Genomic DNA, 16,048 nt, shown 5'->3' on the forward strand with positions numbered 1-16,048 from the left:
CAGGCGCTCCGGGACTGGGGGCTAGGAAGAGTTTTCTTCTCGTGCGAACGCTGCGCGAACAAAACTTGGGTCGTGGTCTGAATCCCCGAACAATTTTCCCAGTGCCCAGTCCCTAATCCCCAGTCCCTTTTTCAATCCACGTTCCTAAGCCGAGGCACTGAGTATAATAAAAGTTTTGTATCCCTCACTTAAGGATTCCCAATGCAATGGCAAATCCGCACTCCCATTGAGAAATTTGTCTCCCACAAATGATAGCAGGGTGGACATTGCGAGAATGTCCACCCTACCAGCTAGCTTTTCAGGAAACAGACTTAAATTAGCCTAAATCGAAAAGCAATATTTCGCCGCCGATATTGGTGCTAATTTCTAGCTGTTCTTCACCGTTGATTTGTACACCATCGCCGGCTCTGAGTTCCTCGCCATTTAAGTTGACTATACCTCGCGCTATTTGTAACCAGGCATAGCGATCGCTTTTTACTTGATAATTAACAACATCACCTGACTCTAAAACAGATGTGTATAAATCAACATCTTGGTGAATTGTCACAGCACCATCGCGTCCATCTTTAGCAGCGATTAAGCGGAGTTTGCCTTGCTTTTCTTCCAGAGGAAAAGTTTTTTGTTCATATCTTGGCGTTATTCCTTCTCGATCGGGGAGAATCCAGATTTGTAGTAGGTGCAGTGGTTCAGTTGGTGAAGGATTAAATTCACTGTGGCTGATCCCAGTTCCAGCGCTCATAATTTGGGCATCACCAGGGCGAATAACCGATCCAGTACCCAAGCTATCTTTATGCTCTACAGCACCTTCTAAGATATAAGTGAGGATTTCCATGTCACGATGACTGTGGGTAGGGAATCCAGCACCAGGAGCAACGCGATCGTCGTTGATCACGCGCAGAGAGCGAAATCCCATCCGGTTGGGATCGTAAAAACTACCAAATGAAAATGTGTGATAACTATCGAGCCAGCCCATTTGAGCATGACCGCGAGCATTGCGATCGTGAATTAAGTGGGTAATTGTATTTTGAGACATAAGTTTACCTCGTTGTTAATTGTTTTTAGAAGAATTTAGATTGAGAATTCTGATTGATTAGACCTAATTTGTAACTATTTAAATAGTAAAGTATATACATATAAAATAAAAAGTACGCACTTAAAAGTGGCGTACTTACTAAAAAGATACTGTCAGGGTTCTCTAGTGAGATTTAACAGATGTTTTCAATTGAATGGGATACACTCTTTGAAAACTAAATTACTGCAATTTCAATTTGTGAACAACAAGATTAGCTGCTAGTGGCGTGGCAAGCTTAAAATAGTGCATTAGACGTAGGTTGGGTGGAGCGGAGCGCAACACATATCAGAATGTTGGGTTACGCAAAGCCTCCACCCAACCTACAATTTTTTTGCTTGACACGCCACTAGTCTGTCAAATTCATTTTGATGGTTAGAGAGACGCGATAAATCGCCGTCTCTACAAGCAATTTACCCATCACTTATTTAATTGACAGACTACTACTAAATCTAGTGTTTCTCAAAAGTGCTTATTTGACAGCAGCAGGGATCTTTTGAGTTTTAGTAGTACCCGCTTTGCCATTCTCTGCCTTAATTTCTGCTACTTGCAGATGAGCTTCTAAGAACCAGAGTCGTTTGTCAATGGTGCGGGAAATTTCGGTGTAAAGGTCGGCAGTATCCAGGTCGCCTAATTCATCAGTTTTATCGATCGCTTCCCGGAGATGTTTACCATAGGATGCAAAGCGATCTGCCAAGGCTGTCACATGGTCTTTGCCATCCAAAATATCTAAGGGGTATTCTGGCAGGATCGAATTACTAGCTGCGGCGCGAACTGTCCCAAAAGCGTATCCACCTAAAGCTGTGACGCGTTCAGCTACTAGATCGATGAACTCTTCCAATTCCCCAGCAATTTCATCAAATAATAGGTGTAGCTGATAGAAGTCAGTTCCTTTAACATTCCAGTGCGCTTGCTTGGCTTGGGTTTTTAGATCCGAAGTGGCTGCTAAGGTTTGGTTGAGAAGTACCACGATTTGCACTCGCGCTTCGGCGGGAATGTCAATGCGGGTGGGGTACAGACGTGATGAAATGGTGTTGTCGGTCATAGTTCTAAGTTAATGCCTTTTATATCTAACTTTACAGATTTTGGTTGGCTGTGCGAAACTCTCTGACGACAGATTATATTAACGCCTGAATGTGTTACTGTTAATGACTATTGGGTTAACTGCGATGGTTTTCTATGGTGTTAAATGTGCCACCGAAAAGGCGATCGCGAATTGCATCATTCTGCAAAAAGTCATGGGGAAAACCCAATTCAATTTTACTCACTTCATCTAAGCGTTGCAGATGTTCTGGCGAGAGGCGGACATCTAAGGAAGCTAAGTTATCTTGAAACTGCGTTAATTTACGTGCCCCAATAATCGGAATAATCACACCACTTTGAGCGTTTAACCAAGCTAATGCTACCTGTGAGGGTGTATGGTCAATTTCTCCTGCAACTTCACTGACAACTTGAGCGATCGCTAAATTTCGTTCTGAAATAGTTCCTAAAGCTGCATTTGCTAATCGTCCTTGTTCGCTACCCTCTTGAGGAGGCTGATTATACTTACCTGTCAGCACACCACCACCTAAAGGCGACCACGGTGTTACTGCTAAATCAAAGGCTTTGGCCAGTGGTAATAAATCTCGTTCTGGTGTTCGCTGAATTAAACTATACTCAATTTGCAGGGCGATAAACTGTGTCCATCCTTGGTAATGGGCGATGGTATTTGCTTGAGAAACGATCCAAGCAGGAGTATCGGAAATACCGATGTAAAGTACCTTACCTTGACGGACGACATCATCAAGCGATCGCAAGACTTCTTCAATCGGTGTTGTGAAATCCCAAGCGTGCAACCAGAATAAATCAATGTAATCGGTATTCAGCCGTTTCAGGCTACCTTCTAAAGACTGAATTAAATTCTTACGATGGTTTCCACTGGCGTTAGGATCGCCCTTTTTGTCATTCATCCGCAAGGGAAAGGAATATTTTGTCGCAACTACAAAGCGTTCCCGTTCTTTAGCAATCAACTCACCGACAATTTTTTCACTGCTACCATCGGTGTAACCGTTGGCGGTGTCAATGAAATTTCCCCCTGCTTCTACATAGCTATCAAAAATTTTACGACTTTCGTCAACAGATGCACCCCATCCCCAATCTTCACCAAAGGTCATGGTTCCTAAGGAGAGTTCAGAGACTCTTAACCCGCTTTTGCCCAGGAGTTTGTATTTCATGAATATTTTCTCCTTAATGAAAAAACTAAGCAAATATCGTTCCAAAGGAATGATACAGCAGAATTCAGAATTCAAGAGTCAAAATTCAGGAGGAATTAAAACTTAAAACTTGAGCATCTGAGGGTGAAACTTCAAATTTTAACTCTCCCTACCCAACGCCTTCGCTACAATAAAGTCAAAACAAGAGATCATGACTTACACCTCGCCCAAACTACTTACCTTCGAGGACTTTATCGCCCAATATGGTGATAATACACGCTATGAATTAATCGATGGGCAATTAAGAGACATGGAACCTACAGGGACACACGAAGCTATTGCAGGTAGTATTGCTGGTAGAATCTATGTCGAAATTTTTAATTCTAATTTCAACTGGCTAGTTCCAAAAACTTGTCTGATTAAACTACCTGCGGCTGAAGCCACAGCACTGCGTCCTGATGTAATTGTTTTAGATAAAGCAGAACTTAGCAAAGAACCACTCTGGCAAAAAGAACCGATTATTTGTAACGGCAATACGATCAAACTTGTTGCTGAAGTTGTGAGTACTAATTGGCAAGACGATTATGCCAGAAAAGTAGAAGAATATGCCTTTCTTAATATCCCAGAATATTGGATTGTGGACTTTCGTGGTTTGGGTGGGTTGCAGTTTATTGGCAATCCCAAACAACCGACATTCACTGTTTGCCAGTTAGTAAACGGTGTGTACGAGCAAAAACGATATCGCTTAGGAGATACTATTTCGTCTGATCTCTTCCCAAATTTACAACTTAAACTCGACGACATTATAGCTACGATTTTCTAAACTAAAATACTAAAGTTGTGTTTATACACATATAATTTGTCATTGCCAAAGAGCCGTTATTTTAATGAACTACTACGTAATCTACGACGGGAATTGTAATCTCTGCGTTACCCTAGTGCGATCGCTAGAAACTTTAGATAAGGGAAAGTTATTTCGCTACGTTCCGATGCAAGATGAGCAGACACTTTTAGGATGGGGAATTACAGCCCAAGATTGCGAACAAGGGGTGATTTTAATTGATGGCAATGAACCTCAGAGACGTTGGCAAGGTAGCAATGCAATAGAAAAAATTGGGTGGTTATTGCCAGTAGGAAGTATATTTGTAGACGCTTATCGAGCATTACCGGGGATGAAATGGACAGGCGATCGCTTTTACGAACAAATCCGCGATAATCGCTATGGACTCTTTGGCAAGCGTTCTAACACGTATGAATCATCGTACTGTGTGGATGGGAACTGCAAGCCAACTTAAGTTAAATAAACCACAGCTATACTAGGCTTTATCCTAGCTCCGTGGGTTTCAAAATTCCTGGCTCCCAATGCTGTTGGGTAAGGCAAAAGACGCGATGAATCGCCGTCTCTACAAGAATATGGCGATTTATTGGGTCTTGGCGAGCTAGAATTTTTATCAAAAAACCTTAACCGAACCGTATTGCCCTGCTTGCTTATTTGTCATTAGATAGAATTTTTTCTAGTCAAAAATCCACCTCCAGATGCTAGCAAAAAGCCCGGTAGACCAAGCATTATGCTATCTGGCGTGTTTGTAAACATTGTGGAATCAATGACATTTGCGAGGCGGGTACGCCATCGCGCTGCAATTCGCCACAACATAGAATCTGATGGGAGGATACTGCGTGAGAATTGGTGCTAACTACTTGGGGAACGGAGAGTGTGAATTTACAGTTTGGTCTCCGCTATTGGATAGCGTTACGGTACAAGTTTTGACGCCAGAACCGCAGTTAATTCCCCTCAAGCCTCAGTCTGAGGGATACTGGCACACGAAGGTCAACGATGTGTATCCAGGTACGCTTTATCGGTATGTCTTGAATGGTCAAGATACTTTTGCCGATCCCGCATCGCAGTATCAACCGGAAGGGGTACATGGTCCGTCGCAAATTGTCGATCATCACTTTGAATGGACTGATGAAGGATGGGCGGGTATTCCTGTCGAGTCGATGATTTTTTATGAACTTCATGTTGGCACATTCACGCCTGAAGGAACTTTCACCGCCATTATTCCTCGTTTACCAGAACTGAGAGAACTGGGAATTAACGCCATTGAAATTATGCCTATCTCCCAATTTCCGGGAGACACTCATGTTGAGGCTGCTCTGACATACCGCAACTGGGGTTATGATGGCGTTTATCCTTTTGCTGTTCAAAATTCCTACGGTAGCCCAGCCGAACTTAAGCAACTGGTAAATGCTTGTCACCAAAATAATATCGCCGTTGTGCTGGATGTGGTGTATAACCACTTTGGGCCAGAAGGCAACTATATGAGTCAGTTCGCACCCTACTTTACCCAAACCTATAAAACGCCGTGGGGCGAAGCGCTGAATTTTGATGACGCCCATAGTCAGGGTGTGCGAAATTATTTTATCCAAAATGCGCTTTACTGGTTGGGTGAGTTCCACATTGATGCCTTGCGCCTGGATGCTATTCAAGCAATTTACGATTTGGGAGCCAAGCATTTTTTATGGGAATTGGCGGAAGCAATTCATCATTTTTCACAACAAGGGCAAAAATGGAAACGTCATTTAATTGCTGAAAGTGACTTAAATAATCCGCAAATCATTCGTCCAGCAGAATTGGGTGGATATGGAATTGATGCCCAATGGAGTGATGATTTTCACCATGCACTGCATACACTCTTGACAGGCGATCGCCAAGGATATTATCAAGATTTTGGGCAGTTGGCTGATTTGGCAAAAGCTTACAATGATACTTTTATCTACGATTGGAAATACTCGCCCGATCGCAAACGATTTCATGGTGTATCTTGCCGCGATCGCTCCCTATCACAGTTTACAGTCTGCATTCAGAATCACGATCAAATCGGCAATCAAATGAAAGGAGAACGCCTCAGCCAACGGATCTCTTTTGAAGGATTAAAGTTAGCTGCTGGCGCTGTGTTACTATCGCCCTACTTACCCCTGTTATTCATGGGAGAGGAATATGGCGAAACAGCACCCTTTATTTACTTTGTCAGTCACTCCCATCCTGATTTAATTCAAGGAGTTCGATCCGGACGCAAAGAAGAATTTGAAGCATTTCACTATGCAGATGATCCCCCAGATCCCGAATCGGCAGAAACTTTTTTAAGTTCTAAACTCAATTGGCAATTACGCAATGAAGGTAAGCACAAAGTTCTGTGGGATTGGTATCGCCAGTTAATTAATTTACGGAAGACGCATCCAGCGCTTCTCAACCAAGACCGCAATTTCATCGAAGCTACTAGCGATGAAGATAAACAGTTGGTCATCGTGCGTCGTTGGTGTGAATCGAGTGAACTAATATTTGTGATGAATTTCAATTCGTCTCCAGTGACGCTGACTTTGCCAAGTCAACACGATGTTCATAAACTATTAGACTCAGCAGATACCTCATGGTCTGGCCTTGGTTCTGAAGCAGCGGAACATCTGTCTGCGGGTCAAGGACTGACAGTAAAAGCTACTAGTCTAGTCCTGTATGAAGGGGAATGACGGAGTTAACAATTCAAAATTTATAAATAAAGGAGATGAGGGGGAAAGTTAGAACTTAAAGTTTCAGGCTTAAAGGTGCAACTTCCAAGCTCAAAACTCCAACCTCCCCATCTCCCTCATCCCCCTCATCCCCCTCATCCCCACTCCCCACGAAAAAAATATGCGAATTCCTACCGCCACTTATCGAATTCAGTTTACACCCCAGTTCGGCTTTGAAAACGCTAAAGCGATCGCAGCTTATTTAGCAGATTTAGGTATTTCCGATTTATACGCTTCCCCCATTTTTAAGGCCCGATCTGGGAGTACACATGGCTACGATATAGTCGATGCCACTCAACTTAACCCAGAATTGGGAACTAATGAATCCTTTGAGGCATTAGTTGATGAAGTTCAATCCCTTGGTATGGGCTGGTTACAAGATATTGTGCCTAACCACATGGCCTATACCAGCGAAAATCTTTACTTAATGGATATATTAGAACATGGGCCAGATTCCAGCTATACCGACTACTTCGACCTTTCTTGGAATGCTCCCTTTGGCGATCGCCAAGAGCGAATTCTCGCGCCGCTACTGGGAGATTTCTATGGTGCATCCCTGGAAAATGGACACATCCAACTGCAATATGAAGAAAACGGTTTAACTGTCAACTATTACAGCTTCAAACTGCCACTCCGCTTAGAATCTTACACAAAATTTATTACCCATAATTTAGGGAAGCTCACCCGTACACTGGGACGCAATCACCCCGATTTTATTAAGCTATTGGGGATTCTCTATATTCTCAAAAACGTGCCTTCAGAGGTTGCGGGTAAACAGCGACAAGACCAGATTGCATTTATTAAAGGCTTGGTTTGGGAACTCTACACCACAAACGATGCTATCTATGAGTTCATTGACGAAAATATCGAAACTTTCAACGGAGAGCCTGGTAATTCCGAAAGCTTTAATCTCCTAGATGAATTATTAAATGACCAGTTTTACCGTCTCGCCTTCTGGAAGGTTGGCGCGGAGGAAATGAACTACCGCCGTTTCTTTACTGTCAATGAACTGATTTCTGTGAAAGTTGAAGAACTGCGAGTTTTTAATAATACCCACAGCCTAATTCAAAAGCTGGTTGAGGAGGGTAAATTTACAGGTTTACGCATTGACCACATTGATGGACTTTATAACCCAATTCAGTATCTTGAAAGGCTGCGGGAAAAAATGGGTGATGTTTATATCACCGTTGAGAAGATTTTAGAACTCACCGAAGATTTGCCGGAAGATTGGGGAATTGAAGGTACATCTGGATATGACTTTTTAAACTACGTAAATGGCGTATTTTGTCAAACAGAAAATCAATCACAGCTAGATAAAGTTTACCAGAACTTTATTGGCTCACGGGTAGATTATGCCTCGGTGGTGAAGGATAAAAAACACCTAATACTGGAAAAGAATTTAGCTGGTGATATTGACAATCTGGCTCTTTTGTTAAAGAACATTTCCAGCAAATATCGCTATGGCAATGATTTTACCCTGAATGGACTCAAAAGAGCGATCGCAGAAGTTTTGACCCTGTTCCCAATTTACCGTACCTACATTACGCCCGATGGAATTGGAGATAGCGATCGCGCTACCATTGAGAAAGTAATTCACCAAGCCAAAGAACAAACGCCTCTGTTGCAGCACGAACTAACCTTTATTGAAAAGTTAATGCTTCTAGAGTTTGATAATTCTCTAACTCAAACAGAACGCGAACAGTGGATATATTTTGTCTTGCGGATGCAGCAATACAGCGGCCCGCTAATGGCGAAAGGCGTTGAAGACACCACATTATATGTTTACAATCGCTTACTATCGTTGAATGAAGTCGGAGGTAATCCCGGTCATTTTGGGATTTCTGTAGCTGACTTCCACAGTTTTAACAAACAGCACCAAGCAACTTGGCCCCACACAATGAACACCACCGCCACCCACGATACCAAACGCGGCGAAGATGTGCGGGCCAGATTGAATGTCCTTTCAGAAATTCCCGATGAGTGGGATCAGCAGGTAAATACTTGGAGTGCCATTAATCGAGGACATCGTAGCCATCGCCAAGGGTTCGCGATACCCGATCGCAACGATGAGTATTTTCTCTATCAAACCCTGGTAGGGGCGTTTCCCTTTACCGAATACGAACAGGCATCCTTCCTAGAACGGGTAAAAGACTATATAATTAAGGCAATACGAGAAGCGAAAGTGCATACAGCCTGGTTGCGACCTGATAGCGAGTATGAAGAAGCTTGTACCTCCTTTATTGAGAAAGTACTCGATCCTGCCATCTCCGGTGAATTTCTAGAAGCCTTTCGTCCCTTTCAACAGCGAATTGCCGACTATGGGATATTTAATTCCCTTTCCCAAACTCTCCTGAAGATTTCCGCCCCCGGCGTACCCGACTTTTACCAGGGAACCGAACTTTGGGAACTGAGTCTAGTCGATCCAGACAATCGCCGTCCCGTGGATTTTGAACAGCGACGAAATTACTTAAGCGCCATCCGCAAACAAGTAAAAACAGACATTCTCGGACTAATTCAGGAGTTACTAAACCACAAAACCGACGGCAGAATCAAACTGTTTTTAACGGCTCAATTACTCCAAGCGAGAACAAACTTTGTCTCATTATTCCAGGACGGCGACTACTTACCATTAGAACTTCAAGGAACCTACGCCAATCATATTATCGCCTTCGCCCGACGGGAGGGGAATCAAACAGCGATCGCGATCGCACCTCGCTTTTTAACCAGCCTCATCCAGCCAGGAGACAACCCCTTAGGCGAGTCAGTTTGGCAAGATACCCACCTCCAACTACCCCCTGGAACCCCCCACACCTGGAAAAACGTCATAACACAGCAACCCTTACACACCACAGAAACCCTATCTATCGGATCAGCCCTCGCCCATTTCCCAGTTGCTTTATTAGTTAGCAGCGCCGAGTAAAAACCTCATAAAACCTCTGCGTACCTCTGCGGTTCCCTTTGCGTTCCTTTGCGTTTAAAAAAAATAATGACCACTCCCCCAACACCTACCACCGCGCAGATAGACAAAGTGCGCCTCCATATCAAAAAAACGTGGAAAACCCTAACGCGATCGCACGAACACTTATTACAATCTGCCAAAGATACCAAACTAGACCACAAAACCGATACTCCCTGGATTGTCTACATTTCCCCCTTAGAAGATTGTCCCAACATTCAGACTGTGTTGGAGCGATCGCTATCTCCCAAGGATATGCAGAGAATTGAAATTCGCACCTTACCATCGGCAGTAGAAGCGATTGAAGAGCATGGCTTACTATACCTACCAGGGCCTTATGTCGTACCAGGCGGCCGCTTTAACGAAATGTATGGCTGGGACAGCTACTTTATATTACTGGGACTTTTGCACGATGAAGAATTGGAGCTAGCACAAAGTCAGGTAGACCAATTATTGTACCAGGTGAAGCATTACGGCACCATCCTCAATGCCAACCGGACTTATATGCTGTCGCGATCGCAGCCCCCAGTCCTCAGTATGATGGTTTTGGCGCTATTCCAGCACACCAAAGATGAAGAGTGGTTGAAAGCAACCGTCCCGCTGTTAGAGCAATTTTATTATTACTGGGTAGTACCGCCCCACCTAAATGCTGCAACCGGCTTATCTAGATTTTATGCCTTTGGGGAAGGCCCCGCGCCAGAAGTTTTGTTTTCTGAGCGGGATGAGGAGGGAAAAAGCCACTACGATCGCGTCAAGGAATATTACCAAACCTTTGAAGTTAAAGATTACGACGTTAATCTTTATTACGATCGCGAAAATGACGAACTGACCAATCTATTTTATAAGGGCGATCGCACCATGCGCGAGTCCGGTTTTGATATCACCAACCGATTTGGCCCCTTCAGTGCTGATATCCTCCACTACGCTCCTGTGTGCCTCAACAGTTTCCTGTATCAGGTAGAACAAGATTTAGCGAAAATTAACGCTATTTTGGGGAACGAAGAACTAGAACAACAATGGCGCGATCGTGCAGATATCCGCCGCGATCGGATCGATCAATTTCTCTGGGATGAAGAACAGGGATTATATTTAGACTATCACTTCCAGAGTGGAGAACGCCGCCGCTACGAATTTGCGACCACCTTCTATCCCCTATGGCTGGGAATTGCTTCACCAGCCCAAGCCCAAGGCGTCGTCAAAAATCTCTCTTTATTTGAAGCCCCAGGCGGAATTTTGACCAGTACTCACGTCACCGGCAACCAGTGGGATGCTCCCTTTGGCTGGGCGCCATTGACATTAGTTGCCGTCCAGGGACTTCACCGCTATGGATATCATACAGAAGGCGATCGCATTGCCAACAAATTCCTGGCTATGGTAATCAAAGAATTCGAGCGTCACAATACCCTAGTTGAGAAATATGATGTTGAACGCTGTTCTGCCAACGTTTCCGACGATATTTCCTTTGGATATAGTTCCAACGAAGTTGGTTTCGGTTGGACAAATGGAGTCATTTTGGAACTCTTAGCAGTCGGTGGGAAAAAAGTTTAAATACTTAATCTCTGCCCGAAAAGCCACCCCTAAAGAAAGGAGAACCTACTATGAGTATCTCGCTCAATCGACTTAAAGAACTCCAAAATATCCCTGATCCAGCGATTGATATTTCAGATATTCCTGAATTAGATCATCAATTCTGGGAAACAGCCAAAATGGTAAAACCTGTTAGCCAAGAAGCCGCATTAATTCAACTAGATCAAGATATTCTGGATTGGTTTAAAAGCAAAGGAAAAGGCTACGAATCTCTAGTTAACTCCGCTCTCCGCTCTTATATTGAACAGAATTCATCGCTATAACACCTTACCTTACTGGCTCGTACCAAATTATGAGGAATAATCGCAATGGTTCAATCAGCCTCAAAAATTCTAACCGTTGATGAATTTATTAACCATTACGGTGAGTGCGATCGCTATGAACTAATTGATGGTGAATTAATTGAGATGGAACCAACCGGACCACACGAGCAAGTATCGGCATTGATTGGGCGAAAACTGAATGTAGAAATTGATCGTCAGGATCTAAGCTACTTTATCCCCCATCGCTGTCTAATCAAACTCTTAGGAACAGAAACAGCTTTTCGCCCTGATGTGATTGTGTTAGACCAAACTCAATTAATTCATGAACCTTTATGGCAACAACAACCTATAATTACATCAGGAAACTCAATCAAACTGATTGCTGAAATTGTTAGCACAAACTGGCAGAACGATTATGCTCGTAAAGCTGAAGATTACGCCCTGTTAGGAGTTTCTGAATATTGGATTGTTGATTATCTGGGTATTGGTGGCAGAGAATATATTGGCAAACCTAAACAGCCAACGGCGACAATTTGCAACCTCATAGAGGATGAGTATCAAAAACAGTTGTTTCAAAACAACGATCAACTTATTTCCTCAATCTTTCCTAACTTGCGACTAACGGCACAACAAATATTTTCGGCTGGACAACCTGTTGCTAATTAGTTTATGTCAATCGTCACGCAACTATAGCATTCCTATTTGATTGGCTCTCCACCGAGAGAATTAGATCCCCGACTTCTTGAAGAAATCGGGGATCTTTTTGTTCATAAATATTTTTCAAATGCTATATCAGCACCTACGAATTCTCATCTTTACGCTTATCGTAAGGCTCACCTGTAAAAGGTTGTACCCCAGTAGCAGGATAAGCATCATCCGAAGGGCCAAAAATCCGCATTGCAGCTTCGGAAATATACTCAGTTATCTTAGCAATGATATTGGAAATAGCCATCATATTTGACTCCTTTTTTCGAGTCTATTTAATTGTGATGCTTCCACTCTAACGCTAATATTCTTGGTTCGCTGAAATTCTCAATATATTGAGAATTTATGCAATGTTTATTTAGATAACTTCGCAATACTTTAGCTTGTCAAAAAGTCAAACCTTTCTCTTCGATTCTAATTGTAACATAGTTATTTCTTCAACCCCAGTCTGTGAAAGAGGCTGGCAAACAAACTTTCTCTGACAGAATCTTGTTTTTTCCTTCGCCACCCGATCCGATTAACATTATTGCTAGCTATTACTATTAAAAAATATTAAGTATTCTATGAAGTTAGTATTAATTTACCTCTAAATCTACTGTTTTACGGCAACTTCAGAAAATATACTTGCTGGGAGTTGACATTATTTATGGTAAATATTACCATAATCAGCAGAAGCATCTTGTAAGGAAGCTCTTGCATGACAACTTTGCCAGATTTGAATTATGTATATAAACAGCAGAACCAGGAACTAAACCTTTCTGCCGATGACTACAGCTTGCTGACCGACCTTTACCAGTTAACAATGGCAGCTTGTTACACAGGTGAAGGTATAGAACAACGACGGGCAAGCTTTGAATTGTCTGTCAGACGATTGCCAGAGGATTTTGGTTATTTAATTGCAATGGGGCTGATGCAGGCATTGGAATATTTAGCCAAAATCCGCTTTAGTTCCGCGCAAATTGCGGCATTACAAGCAACGGGAATTTTCGCTCACGCAGGCGATCGCTTTTGGTCACTTTTAGCTGAGGGAAAGTTTACGGGTGATGTTTGGGCAGTACCAGAAGGGACGGCTGTGTTTGCCAATCAACCATTGTTGCGAGTGGAAGCACCTCTTTGGCAAGCGCAACTAGTAGAAACTTATCTTTTAAATACGATTAATTACCAGACTTTGATTGCCACAAAAGCAGCACGGTTGCGAGATATTGCGGGGGAATCAGCAACACTTTTAGAATTTGGCACAAGACGAGCATTTAGTCCCCAAGGGTCTTTGTGGGCGGCGCGGGCGGCTTTGGCAGGTGGTTTAGATGCCACCTCCAATGTGTTAGCAGCGCTACAACTGGGACAACAACCAAGTGGTACGATGGCACACGCCCTGGTGATGGCGTTGTCAGCAATAGAAGGCACTGAAGAACAAGCCTTTAGTGCATTTCATCGATATTTTCCGGGTGCGCCATTGCTGATTGATACTTACGATACCATTGCTGCTGCCGGGCGCTTGTCTGAAAAAGTAAATTCCGGGGAAATGCAATTAACAGGAGTGCGATTGGACTCAGGAGATTTAGTTACCTTATCAAAACAGGTGCGATCGCTCCTTCCCGGTGTGCCAATTTTTGCTAGTGGCGACTTGGATGAGTGGGAAATTGCCAGATTAAAAGCTGCTGGGGCCGAAATTGATGGTTACGGACTGGGAACGCGACTAGTTACAGGTTCGCCTGTAAATGGAGTCTATAAACTTGTAGACATTGATGGTATCCCAGTGATGAAGCAGTCTAGTGGTAAAGTTACTTATCCAGGACGCAAGCAGGTTTTTCGCTCGTTTACGGGAGGTAAGGTAAAAGCAGACAGGTTGGGACTTTTAGGTGAAAGTTCTGTGGAAGAAGAACCTTTGTTGCAGTTGGTAGTGCAAGAAGGTAAACGGGTGCAGCCGTTGGAATCGTTGGCAACAATTCGTCAGCGTACCGCCGCCTCAGTTGCTAGTTTGCCACAAGAGACACGGCGTTTGAATGATCCTGTCTCGGTGCAAGTGGAGATTTCTGCCGCACTGCAAGAGTTAACGGAGGAAACTAAGAAACGTAGACGCCCCAGCGGCTTGCCATAGGCTACCGCAGAGGCGCTGAGTACACAGAGGTAATAATTACTCTTTCAGTCTGTCTTAATTACGAATTACGAATTATTATGAGAGTTGCTTTGTTTGGTACTAGCGCCGATCCACCAACTGCTGGACATCAAAAAATTCTGAGTTGGTTGTCTGAGCGTTATGATTGGGTAGCGGTTTGGGCTGCGGATAATCCATTTAAGTCCCATCAAACGCCCTTAGAACATCGGGCGGCAATGTTGCAGCTGTTGATTGCGGATATAGACGCGCCAAGGCACAATATTGCTTTGGAACAAGAATTGAGTAGCTTTAGAACACTGGAAACAGTAGAAAAAGCGAAGCTTATTTGGGGTGAGGATGCTGAATTAACAATGATCATTGGTTCAGATTTACTGAGTCAGCTACCACGTTGGTATCGCATTGAAGATTTGTTACAGGAAGTGCAACTACTGATTGTACCGCGACCCGGATATGCAATAGATGAATCTAGTTCAGAGGTAGTGCAAAAGCTGGGAGGGAAGATGGTGATCGCCAGTCTGACCGGTCTAGATGTTTCCTCAACAGCGTACCGCGAACATGGAGATTCTCAAGCCCTCATAGCCCCTGTAGTTGCCTATATTAATCGAGAGCATTTGTACGAATGCCAGGACGTTCACAAAAAAAGATACCAACTTCGTTAAACCAACAACCTTTGGCCGATTTCAAGGTTGGTGTTGATAATGTAATTTTTTCTGTAGATACTGTACAAAATCGGCTGTTAGTTCTCCTAGTAATGCGACAGCAAGAACCATTTTTAAATCATTGGAGTCTTCCTGGTACTTTGGTGCGTCCAGGAGAGTCTCTAGAAGATGCTGCCTATCGCATTATGGCGGAGAAAATTAAGGTCAACAATCTCTACTTAGAACAACTATATACATTTGGCGGGCCGAACCGCGATCCACGGGAAGCAACTGATAGTTATGGTGTGCGTTATCTATCAGTTAGTTACTTTGCCCTAGTGCGATTTGAAGAAGCCGAATTAATTGCCGATCGCATGACTGGTATAGCTTGGTATCCAGTAAAACAAGTGCCGCAACTAGCTTTTGACCATAACGAAATTCTGGCTTATGGCCATAGGCGGTTGCGAAATAAATTAGAGTATAGCCCAGTAGCTTTTGAAGTCTTGCCAGAAATGTTCACCTTGAATGATTTATATCAGTTATACGCCACAGTTTTAGGTGACAATTTTTCCGATTATTCTAATTTTCGGGCGCGTCTACTCAAGTTAGGTTTTTTATGCGATACCGGAATTAAGGTATCGCGGGGTGCTGGTCGTCCAGCTAGCTTGTATAAGTTTGACGCTGAAGCTTTTGCTCCCTTAAAAGATAAACCTTTGGTGTTTATTTAATGAACCGTTCTGGGATGAGGGAGATGAGGGAGATGAGGGAGATGAGGGAGATGAGGGAGATGAGGGAGATGAGGGAGAATAATAACTCCAAACTCCAAACTCCAAACTCCAAACTCCAAACTCCAAACTCCAAACTCCTAACTCCTAACTCCTAACTCCAAACTCCAAACTCCAAACTCCAAACTCCAAACTCCAAACTCCAAACTCCAAACTCCAAACTCCAAACTCCA

At 43.4% G+C, this 16,048-nt stretch carries 14 protein-coding genes; 10 read left to right on the forward strand and 4 right to left on the reverse strand.

What is annotated here, in order from left to right:
- Nucleotides 1-316 precede the first annotated feature (316 nt).
- The 3 genes from V7K67_RS32735 to V7K67_RS32745 all read right to left on the reverse strand — a co-directional run bounded on the left by V7K67_RS32735 (nt 317) and on the right by V7K67_RS32745 (nt 3,282).
- The gene (locus V7K67_RS32735) at nt 317-1,033 is read right to left on the reverse strand and encodes a pirin family protein (protein WP_334733671.1); all 717 of its coding nucleotides are present in this window, start codon (nt 1,031-1,033) and stop codon (nt 317-319) included.
- Between the two features lie 508 nt (nt 1,034-1,541).
- Nucleotides 1,542-2,114: a DNA starvation/stationary phase protection protein Dps gene (dps, locus tag V7K67_RS32740; RefSeq protein ID WP_334733670.1), complete on the reverse strand. Its 573-nt coding sequence runs from the start codon at nt 2,112-2,114 to the stop codon at nt 1,542-1,544.
- A gap of 115 nt (nt 2,115-2,229) precedes the next feature.
- The gene (locus tag V7K67_RS32745; protein WP_334733669.1) at nt 2,230-3,282 is read right to left on the reverse strand and encodes an aldo/keto reductase; all 1,053 of its coding nucleotides are present in this window, start codon (nt 3,280-3,282) and stop codon (nt 2,230-2,232) included.
- A 190-nt stretch (nt 3,283-3,472) separates the two neighbouring features.
- Here V7K67_RS32745 and V7K67_RS32750 point away from each other — a divergent pair, with 190 nt between their 5' ends.
- From V7K67_RS32750 to V7K67_RS32780, 7 genes are all read left to right on the forward strand, one after another.
- Nucleotides 3,473-4,084, forward strand: coding sequence for a Uma2 family endonuclease (locus V7K67_RS32750; RefSeq protein WP_334733668.1), 612 nt, complete (start codon nt 3,473-3,475; stop codon nt 4,082-4,084).
- A gap of 64 nt (nt 4,085-4,148) precedes the next feature.
- Nucleotides 4,149-4,556, forward strand: a complete 408-nt coding sequence (locus V7K67_RS32755) for a thiol-disulfide oxidoreductase DCC family protein (RefSeq protein WP_334733667.1) — start codon at nt 4,149-4,151, stop codon at nt 4,554-4,556.
- A 382-nt stretch (nt 4,557-4,938) separates the two neighbouring features.
- Complete coding sequence (gene treZ / locus V7K67_RS32760; protein ID WP_335170146.1) at nt 4,939-6,786, forward strand: malto-oligosyltrehalose trehalohydrolase; 1,848 nt, start codon at nt 4,939-4,941, stop codon at nt 6,784-6,786.
- 160 nt (nt 6,787-6,946) lie between these two features.
- On the forward strand, nt 6,947-9,745 hold the full coding sequence (gene treY, locus V7K67_RS32765) for a malto-oligosyltrehalose synthase (protein ID WP_334733665.1): 2,799 nt from the start codon (nt 6,947-6,949) through the stop codon (nt 9,743-9,745).
- Nucleotides 9,746-9,811: 66 nt separating this feature from the next.
- Nucleotides 9,812-11,329 carry a trehalase family glycosidase gene (locus V7K67_RS32770; RefSeq protein ID WP_335170148.1) on the forward strand — a complete coding sequence of 506 codons (1,518 nt, stop codon included), beginning with the start codon at nt 9,812-9,814 and terminating at the stop codon, nt 11,327-11,329.
- Between the two features lie 50 nt (nt 11,330-11,379).
- The gene (locus V7K67_RS32775) at nt 11,380-11,631 is read left to right on the forward strand and encodes a BrnA antitoxin family protein (protein ID WP_334733663.1); all 252 of its coding nucleotides are present in this window, start codon (nt 11,380-11,382) and stop codon (nt 11,629-11,631) included.
- A gap of 45 nt (nt 11,632-11,676) precedes the next feature.
- Complete coding sequence (locus V7K67_RS32780) at nt 11,677-12,297, forward strand: Uma2 family endonuclease (protein ID WP_334733662.1); 621 nt, start codon at nt 11,677-11,679, stop codon at nt 12,295-12,297.
- Nucleotides 12,298-12,430: 133 nt separating this feature from the next.
- Here V7K67_RS32780 and V7K67_RS32785 read toward each other — a convergent pair whose 3' ends face one another.
- Nucleotides 12,431-12,586 carry a hypothetical protein gene (locus V7K67_RS32785; protein WP_335170155.1) on the reverse strand — a complete coding sequence of 52 codons (156 nt, stop codon included), beginning with the start codon at nt 12,584-12,586 and terminating at the stop codon, nt 12,431-12,433.
- Between the two features lie 447 nt (nt 12,587-13,033).
- Here V7K67_RS32785 and V7K67_RS32790 point away from each other — a divergent pair, with 447 nt between their 5' ends.
- From V7K67_RS32790 to V7K67_RS32800, 3 genes are all read left to right on the forward strand, one after another.
- Nucleotides 13,034-14,434 (forward strand): nicotinate phosphoribosyltransferase, encoded by a 1,401-nt coding sequence (locus tag V7K67_RS32790; RefSeq protein WP_335170151.1) that lies wholly within the window; start codon nt 13,034-13,036, stop codon nt 14,432-14,434.
- Between the two features lie 77 nt (nt 14,435-14,511).
- Entirely contained in the window at nt 14,512-15,111 is a 600-nt protein-coding gene (locus V7K67_RS32795) for a nicotinate-nucleotide adenylyltransferase (RefSeq protein ID WP_334733660.1), read from the forward strand.
- Nucleotides 15,072-15,818: an NUDIX hydrolase gene (locus tag V7K67_RS32800; protein WP_099101948.1), complete on the forward strand. Its 747-nt coding sequence runs from the start codon at nt 15,072-15,074 to the stop codon at nt 15,816-15,818. The genes V7K67_RS32795 and V7K67_RS32800 overlap by 40 nt, the downstream gene beginning before the upstream one ends.
- Nucleotides 15,819-16,048 lie beyond the last annotated feature (230 nt).

This window comes from Nostoc sp. (genome assembly GCF_036917155.1).
Lineage (GTDB): Bacteria > Cyanobacteriota > Cyanobacteriia > Cyanobacteriales > Nostocaceae > Nostoc.

Coding starts and splice junctions, on each gene's coding strand:
- V7K67_RS32735 (WP_334733671.1), bottom strand. CDS start 1,033: ATGTCTCAAAATACAATTACCCACTTAATTCACGATCGCAATGCTCGC.
- V7K67_RS32755 (WP_334733667.1), top strand. CDS start 4,149: ATGAACTACTACGTAATCTACGACGGGAATTGTAATCTCTGCGTTACC.
- V7K67_RS32785 (WP_335170155.1), bottom strand. CDS start 12,586: ATGATGGCTATTTCCAATATCATTGCTAAGATAACTGAGTATATTTCC.
- V7K67_RS32770 (WP_335170148.1), top strand. CDS start 9,812: ATGACCACTCCCCCAACACCTACCACCGCGCAGATAGACAAAGTGCGC.
- V7K67_RS32800 (WP_099101948.1), top strand. CDS start 15,072: ATGCCAGGACGTTCACAAAAAAAGATACCAACTTCGTTAAACCAACAA.
- V7K67_RS32790 (WP_335170151.1), top strand. CDS start 13,034: ATGACAACTTTGCCAGATTTGAATTATGTATATAAACAGCAGAACCAG.
- V7K67_RS32795 (WP_334733660.1), top strand. CDS start 14,512: ATGAGAGTTGCTTTGTTTGGTACTAGCGCCGATCCACCAACTGCTGGA.
- V7K67_RS32745 (WP_334733669.1), bottom strand. CDS start 3,282: ATGAAATACAAACTCCTGGGCAAAAGCGGGTTAAGAGTCTCTGAACTC.
- V7K67_RS32750 (WP_334733668.1), top strand. CDS start 3,473: ATGACTTACACCTCGCCCAAACTACTTACCTTCGAGGACTTTATCGCC.
- V7K67_RS32780 (WP_334733662.1), top strand. CDS start 11,677: ATGGTTCAATCAGCCTCAAAAATTCTAACCGTTGATGAATTTATTAAC.
- dps (WP_334733670.1), bottom strand. CDS start 2,114: ATGACCGACAACACCATTTCATCACGTCTGTACCCCACCCGCATTGAC.
- V7K67_RS32775 (WP_334733663.1), top strand. CDS start 11,380: ATGAGTATCTCGCTCAATCGACTTAAAGAACTCCAAAATATCCCTGAT.
- treY (WP_334733665.1), top strand. CDS start 6,947: ATGCGAATTCCTACCGCCACTTATCGAATTCAGTTTACACCCCAGTTC.